General features: G+C 48.3%; 8 protein-coding genes. 6 read left to right on the forward strand and 2 right to left on the reverse strand.

Annotated features, from left to right (window positions below; translation table 11 throughout):
- Positions 1–52: 52 nt before the first annotated feature.
- Both BLQ24_RS06800 and BLQ24_RS06805 read right to left on the reverse strand, forming a co-directional pair.
- Positions 53–838: a phage antirepressor gene (locus BLQ24_RS06800; protein ID WP_090164014.1), complete on the reverse strand. Its 786-nt coding sequence runs from the start codon at positions 836–838 to the stop codon at positions 53–55.
- 25 nt (positions 839–863) lie between these two features.
- Positions 864–1082 carry a DUF739 family protein gene (locus tag BLQ24_RS06805; protein WP_090163991.1) on the reverse strand — a complete coding sequence of 73 codons (219 nt, stop codon included), beginning with the start codon at positions 1080–1082 and terminating at the stop codon, positions 864–866.
- A gap of 185 nt (positions 1083–1267) precedes the next feature.
- Here BLQ24_RS06805 and BLQ24_RS06810 point away from each other — a divergent pair, with 185 nt between their 5' ends.
- The 6 genes from BLQ24_RS06810 (at position 1268) to BLQ24_RS06835 (ending at position 6118) form a co-directional block, all read left to right on the forward strand.
- Entirely contained in the window at positions 1268–1759 is a 492-nt protein-coding gene (locus BLQ24_RS06810; protein WP_090163993.1) for a helix-turn-helix domain-containing protein, read from the forward strand.
- A complete protein-coding gene (locus BLQ24_RS06815) occupies positions 1756–2406 on the forward strand; it encodes an ImmA/IrrE family metallo-endopeptidase (RefSeq protein WP_090163995.1) in 651 nt (216 codons plus the stop codon). The genes BLQ24_RS06810 and BLQ24_RS06815 overlap by 4 nt, the downstream gene beginning before the upstream one ends.
- Positions 2407–2894: 488 nt before the next feature.
- Positions 2895–3566, forward strand: coding sequence for an NYN domain-containing protein (locus tag BLQ24_RS06820; RefSeq protein WP_090163998.1), 672 nt, complete (start codon positions 2895–2897; stop codon positions 3564–3566).
- A 126-nt stretch (positions 3567–3692) separates the two neighbouring features.
- Positions 3693–4001 carry a hypothetical protein gene (locus tag BLQ24_RS06825; protein WP_143004271.1) on the forward strand — a complete coding sequence of 103 codons (309 nt, stop codon included), beginning with the start codon at positions 3693–3695 and terminating at the stop codon, positions 3999–4001.
- A 141-nt stretch (positions 4002–4142) separates the two neighbouring features.
- Positions 4143–4937: a dCTP deaminase domain-containing protein gene (locus BLQ24_RS06830; RefSeq protein WP_090164002.1), complete on the forward strand. Its 795-nt coding sequence runs from the start codon at positions 4143–4145 to the stop codon at positions 4935–4937.
- 134 nt (positions 4938–5071) lie between these two features.
- Positions 5072–6118 (forward strand): site-specific integrase, encoded by a 1047-nt coding sequence (locus tag BLQ24_RS06835; RefSeq protein WP_176755881.1) that lies wholly within the window; start codon positions 5072–5074, stop codon positions 6116–6118.
- Positions 6119–6279: the final 161 nt, after the last annotated feature.

Here is a 6279-nt window from a genome sequence, read left to right on the forward strand (position 1 = left end):
AGCGGTGATGGCTTCAGTCCTTCTTTTCTGGCTTGTTTGTCAGGCCTACTGATCATTCCGCTATCTCCTCCTCTTCTGCTTCCTGCATGGCCAGGAACTTGTTGACGAAGTACTTCTGACCTTTTCCGGTTACTTTCGGTGTCTTCGTGATGTGGTTCACGCCGTCTCCGGAAATGTAGGACGATTCCTTGATCTCGAACAGACCCATGTCCATCGAACGCTGCGTCGGCATGTTCCGGTCGGACCGCTGCCCTTTGATGAGATATCCGTGCTCCCGCATCCAGTTGAACAGGCGCTTCTGTCCGATATCCACGCCATTCCCTTTCAGGATCTTCGCCAGATCGCCTACCAGGATGGATGTGTTGGATGCGGTGATGGCATCACTGAAGATCTCCTTCGGCCGCATCCTTTCGATCTCGATATCCTTCTCCCTCAGCTGCTCCGCCGCCTGTTGCAGCAGATCCGCCAGCCCGTCCGGGTTATGCACAACCTCGAACGCCTTTTCATCGGTCATGTACACCCCGTCTCTCCGGATGGCCGGCAGGACCTCCGACGTCACCCAGTGCTTGAACTCCTTCGCCGACGGCAGCTTGCTGGAGAGCACCAGGCTGTAAAGGCCGGATTCGTTGATGACAAGGGAGCCCTTGTTCTGCTTCCCGTCGAAGATCATTAGTTTTCTTCTATCGGATTCCGCACAATGCCGTTTGATATCTCGACTACCGTTTCGGTACCCGAGCCTATCGGTGATGTCCTTTCCCACAAACCACGGTTCCCCATTAATCACGGTCGTCCGGATCTTTCCAAACTTTTCATTGGTAAATGTTTTGATGTTGTTCATGCTTTCCTCCTTCCCAAGATGATTTTTAATCATCTTTTTCCTTAAAAAAAATAGCTTCTTTATCCTGGAGAGACTGTATGCCAAGCAGTTTGCAAAGCTTATTAATTTCAGATGTCTTGAATTCGTTGACATTATTCAATTTCAACGAAAGACCATACCCAGAAAGCCCTAAATATGCGGCAACATACTTGAGTTTATAGCCTTTTTCTTCGATGTATTTGCGAAGCAGATTCGTGTCCGTCATACTATTCCACCTCCTTCCTTTTTATTGATGATTATAAATCATCCACCGATAGGTTATCACCCTAGTGATTTTGCGTCAACTATTATTTTTCTTTTTTTCAATAATAATTGATTTTTAATCTACAGAAAGATATACTTTAACTACACTTATATTGATATTTCATTCGATAGAAAGCAGGTTGTACTATGACAGAAATTGGGGATCGTATAAGAGAGCGCCGTTTAGCTCAGCATCTTACCCAATCCGACTTAGCTGAAAGACTAGGATACAAAAGCAAAACAACCATCGCTAAAATTGAGGCCGGCGTAAATGATATACCACAAAGTAAGGTGGTTTCATTCGCAAACGCTTTGGATACAACGCCGGCGTATTTAATGGGGTGGACTGACGACCCTTATGAAGAAGAATACGATTATGAAAATGACCCGCAGCATCGACTTGATGAATATTGCGGCGCTCAATGGGATGCTTTAGTGGAGGCAAATAACGGGGATCTTGCTGCAGCGAAAGAGGCTTATGATCATTTATGGGATGAAGACCCTCATATAGAACCACATAAGAATTTGTATGGTCTTCAAGACGTGTACCTTAACTTTGCGAAGGAAGCCCAGGCAAACGGCATCGATCCGGATGATATCCGGGACGTGATCAATATCCTGAAGAAGAACAGAAAATGACGACGAAGAAAGAATTATACGATGACATTGACCGCTTCCGGCGGGAACACGATATTACAGGCCATGATATTCTCACACATCCGATCTGTTTCGCCCAGTCTCTGGGCTATCTTGTGGAATACTCCCCTTTCCGGACCCCTGGGCTCCGGGGCATGGCAGCCCCACTGGAAGGCTGGGCCGGCGCTATCATCCTGAACAGCCGAAGAGGTGAAACAGAGAACGGCTTCGTCGCAATTCATGAAATGACACACTGCATCCGACATATCGGAAAACACCACACTGCTCTTTCCTGTTACGATGATCCGAGCCAGTGCCAGAACGCCTTCTACGAGTGGGAGGCGAACGAATCGGCGGCAGAGCTGCTAATGCCTTACCGGATTTTCATCCCGGACTATGTGTCTGCCTTCCAGCGCTGCCAGGGGTGCGAAGACCTTGTCCTCCACACCCTGGCAAAGAGATATGCTGCCACGACGACACAGATCAGCTTCCGGGTCCACAGCCTGAAGTTTGAGATCGCAATGTACTGTTCCACTGGCCAGATCAGCAGCAAGTACCTCCAGTCACGGACGGCACTGCAGAGACGCGGGATCGACATGGACCGGGTGCAGATGTCTGACCTGATCGCACTGGTCAGCACTGATAGATAGAGAATCGCACGATATGAACTGGATTCATTAAATGACATTTATCAATTTCGTGACCAACTAATAAAAGCTGTACATAATTATTTGTAATCGCCGACTATCTGGACGTTGACGAGCAGTTCCTCCGGGATGCGCTGCAGGCGTACGGGCTGATGTGATGGTGGCTTTATCCTGTTGAAAATCCATTTATTCGAGAAGAAAAATCAACTAACTTGCAACCTTATAGAAATTTAGTTGCAACCTGGTCGCAAGTTTTTGAAACTTAATTAATTCGAACAGAAAGCATTTCTCAGAATAACTTATAGTTCATATTTCTTAACGGATAGAAAAATATAATATAATAAAAATATTCCTAGGGTTTACAATCTGCCCTATTTAGGGTAAATTAAAGATACCGCTAGTGCGGTTAAATTGAAAGCGTATCCCAAGGAGTACTCCCCCCACCATAAGGGGTGTGACGAAACTTGGGATATTTTTTATGGAGGAAACATATGCTAAGAACAGCAATCCTTGTTGACGGGGCCTTTTACAGAAAAAGGGCATTCCACTTTTATGGAGATGTCTCACCGGACAAAAGAGCCAAAGAACTCTCAGATTATTGTCGCAGACACATCGTGGAAGAACGAAAATACAATTCATATCTCTATCGTGTTTTCTACTATGACTGCCCGCCGTCCACAAAACGGGTATTCCATCCACTCTTAAAACGCACCGTTAATTTGAAGAATACACCTGATTATACTTGGGCGTTGAAATTCTTCGAAGAACTGAAACACCAGCGCAAATTCGCACTTCGATTAGGGAGACTTGCGGAAGAACAGGCCGTTTACAACCTAAAACCTGACTCCACGAAAAAACTCCTTGATGGCCGGATTTCGGTTAATGAATTAACTGAAAATGACTTCTTTCTTTCGATACGTCAAAAGGGCGTCGATATGAGAATCGCCTGCGATATTTCCTCTCTCGCATTCAAGAAGCAGGTCGACCGGATCATCCTTATATCTGGAGATAGTGATTTCGTTCCAGCTGCTAAACAGGCAAGAAGAGAGGGTGTCGATTTCATTCTTGACCCGATGCGAATGGCAATCAAAGACGATTTATTCGAACATATCGATGGTGTGCGAACGAAGGTTCCAAAACAACTAACAACACAATCTGATTGACATGGTCAAAATTCTCTTTAATCATTTCGAACAGATTCGAGCAGAATATTATTCTCTGACCGAGCAATAGCATCTTGCAACCAGGCCGGGAATATAGTCTCCGACCATTTTCGTGACCTCGCGGAAATGGTCCCTATCGGGTCCGGGGCAGAACGAAGCGTGACCGAGTATCAGCTTTCCCGCTATGCCTGCTACCTGATCGTCATGAATGGCGACCCACGGAAAGAGGTCATCGCTCTGGGACAGACCTATTTCGCAGTGAAGACCCGCCAGCAGGAACTGATCGATGACTACGATAACCTGTCGGAGAACCAGAAGCGGCTGGCGATCCGGCAGGAGATGAAGGAACATAACAAATCTCTCGCGGATGCCGCCCGCGGCGCCGGCGTGGAGACTCCGAAGGAGTATGCCGTATTCCAATTTATTAGGATATGATAATTAGATAGTCAGGGCAGTCCGCCCCTGCGGTGTACCTAGACAACTGAACAATAGAAAGCAGCCTTGTCTTATTTTCAGTGCAGTTGGATTTCGGTTTTCCATAGTGCTATAATTACATGGAGTGAAGGAGATTTACCGATGTTGTACGTAGATAAGAATATCAAGGAACGCGCCAGCGAAATTTTCGTCAGCGGTTATGACCCGGAGATGACTGGCCCCGTCTCACACGATCTCACTATACAGAATATCATAGCGGGGGATGGCAAGACAGTTGATGACTACACGCTACAGCCCGGCGAAATGGCAATGGTCAACACCAACCAGGTGATTCAGATGCCCGTAGATCTTCTCGGCCGAATCGGAGAGAAAAATTCACGGATCCGGCAGGGCCTTCTGGTTAGTGGCCCTCATTATTTCCCAGGGCATAAGACCCGCATTATCCTGCGGGTTTTCAACTGCTCCTCGTACGCCATCGAAATCGAATCTGGCGATTCCATTGCTCAAATCTTCTTTGAAGAGCTCAAGGATCGGCCAGAAAAGGATTACAGTCAACGCGCAGATGCGTCCTTTAATAACGAAACGAATTACTCAGGATTTGGGAAATATAAGTCCGCATACGAAAAGCGGATGAAGAAAATGAAAGATATGGAGGAGGACTTAAACGAAAAGGAAAATCGAATTTATGCTAATATCATTACTTTGATGGGCATATTCGTATCAATTTTTTCACTGATTATGGTGAACTTTTCCAGTAAACGGCTGGCGACGGGAAGCAGCCTTGTTCATCTGAACCTGTCTCTTGGCTTCGCCATAACACTGATGCTTGGTGCAATACTTCTATTCATCAATCATCGTGAAGTGAAGAGTAAAGCCGCCATATTTATTTATATAACGTTACTGATTGCGCTACTTATTGCGCTGGTAATCGTTTGATTGGAGATCCCCCTCCACTAAGCGGGGATGAAAAAAGAATCGTCCGCGGTGGACGGCGAAGAATATCCGCCAGATAAGAAAGGACTGCCAGAAATGGCGGTCCTTTTTCTATGCAAAGTAAAGGAGGTGTTTCCATGCCGAAGAAATACAAGTACAGAAAAACCTTTACCTTCGACGGCAGCCGGTACAGCGTCTATGGCGACACCGAGGCCGAAGTGATCGAGAAGGCCACACTGAAGCGCCGGGACCTGGAAGAAGGAAGAATTATTCTGAACGGAAGCACGAAGGTGTCCGATTGGACGAAGGAATGCATCGAGACTTACAAGGCGCCACATCTCAGCGACATCGCCATGGAGAATACGTGGATCCGGGCGAAAAAGTATATCATTGAGCCGATCGGAAATATGCGAGTGCGGGATGTGAAACCGTTGCACCTTCAGAAGATTTTGAACTCGATGGAGGGAATGAGCGCCGATTACATCGGCAAGATACGCGGTCTGATGCGGTTCGTCTTCTCACGGGCAGAAGCCAACGAACTCATCATCAAGGATCCGTCAGAGCATCTGACAGTGCCGAAGGGCACGACCGGTCACCGCCGGGCTGTCACAGAGGAAGAACGGCACTACATCCTCGAGACCGCGGACACGGATCCGCGCTGGGTCTACTTTTTGTTCCAGCTGCTCTGCGGCCTGCGCCCGTCCGAAGCGGCGGAGCTGAAAGGAATGGATATCCAGGGCGACCGGCTGCACGTCCGGGGCACGAAGACCGCGGCGGCGGACCGCATCGTGCCGATACCCGAATATTTGATTTCCAGAATCCCGGATGCTGGACCATTCGACTACCTTTTCACGGTTTCCGGTCACAAGCTCACCACCAGCAACCGCCGGAGATGGTGGACGGCCTTCCTCAGGCAGCTGAACATCACGGCCGGATGCAGGGTGTACCGGAACCAGCTGATCCCGCCGTACCCGATCGCAGACGACCTGACACCCTACTGCCTGCGGCACACATACTGCTCAGACCTGTGCCGTGCCGGCGTGGACATCCGGACCGCCCAGAAACTGATGGGGCACGCCAACATCTCGATCACGGCGAATATTTATACACACATCGATTCTTCCCAGATCGACGATGCCGCAGAGAAGATGAAAGTATACCAGAGCAAACGGGTAGCGGAATAAACCGCCTGTGCGTACCCCTGTGCTACCATCCTCTGTAACCCTTGAAATCAAGCCGTTCGGCTCGCTCCTCTCACGGCTGAATCTCGGGTTCGAGTCCCGGTGGCGGTACCAACGTTTGAAACCCCGCAAGGCATTGAAATTCAGTGCTTTGCGGGGTTTCT

The organism is Eubacterium pyruvativorans (genome assembly GCF_900102225.1).
Lineage (GTDB): Bacteria > Bacillota > Clostridia > Peptostreptococcales > Anaerovoracaceae > Aminicella > Aminicella pyruvativorans.

Bases quoted from the DNA above. Each gene is read 5' to 3' on its own strand.
- BLQ24_RS06800 (WP_090164014.1), bottom strand. From the start codon at position 838: ATGAACAACATCAAAACATTTACCAATGAAAAGTTTGGAAAGATCCGG.
- BLQ24_RS06805 (WP_090163991.1), bottom strand. From the start codon at position 1,082: ATGACGGACACGAATCTGCTTCGCAAATACATCGAAGAAAAAGGCTAT.
- BLQ24_RS06810 (WP_090163993.1), top strand. From the start codon at position 1,268: ATGACAGAAATTGGGGATCGTATAAGAGAGCGCCGTTTAGCTCAGCAT.
- BLQ24_RS06815 (WP_090163995.1), top strand. From the start codon at position 1,756: ATGACGACGAAGAAAGAATTATACGATGACATTGACCGCTTCCGGCGG.
- BLQ24_RS06820 (WP_090163998.1), top strand. From the start codon at position 2,895: ATGCTAAGAACAGCAATCCTTGTTGACGGGGCCTTTTACAGAAAAAGG.
- BLQ24_RS06825 (WP_143004271.1), top strand. From the start codon at position 3,693: ATGGTCCCTATCGGGTCCGGGGCAGAACGAAGCGTGACCGAGTATCAG.
- BLQ24_RS06830 (WP_090164002.1), top strand. From the start codon at position 4,143: ATGTTGTACGTAGATAAGAATATCAAGGAACGCGCCAGCGAAATTTTC.
- BLQ24_RS06835 (WP_176755881.1), top strand. From the start codon at position 5,072: ATGCCGAAGAAATACAAGTACAGAAAAACCTTTACCTTCGACGGCAGC.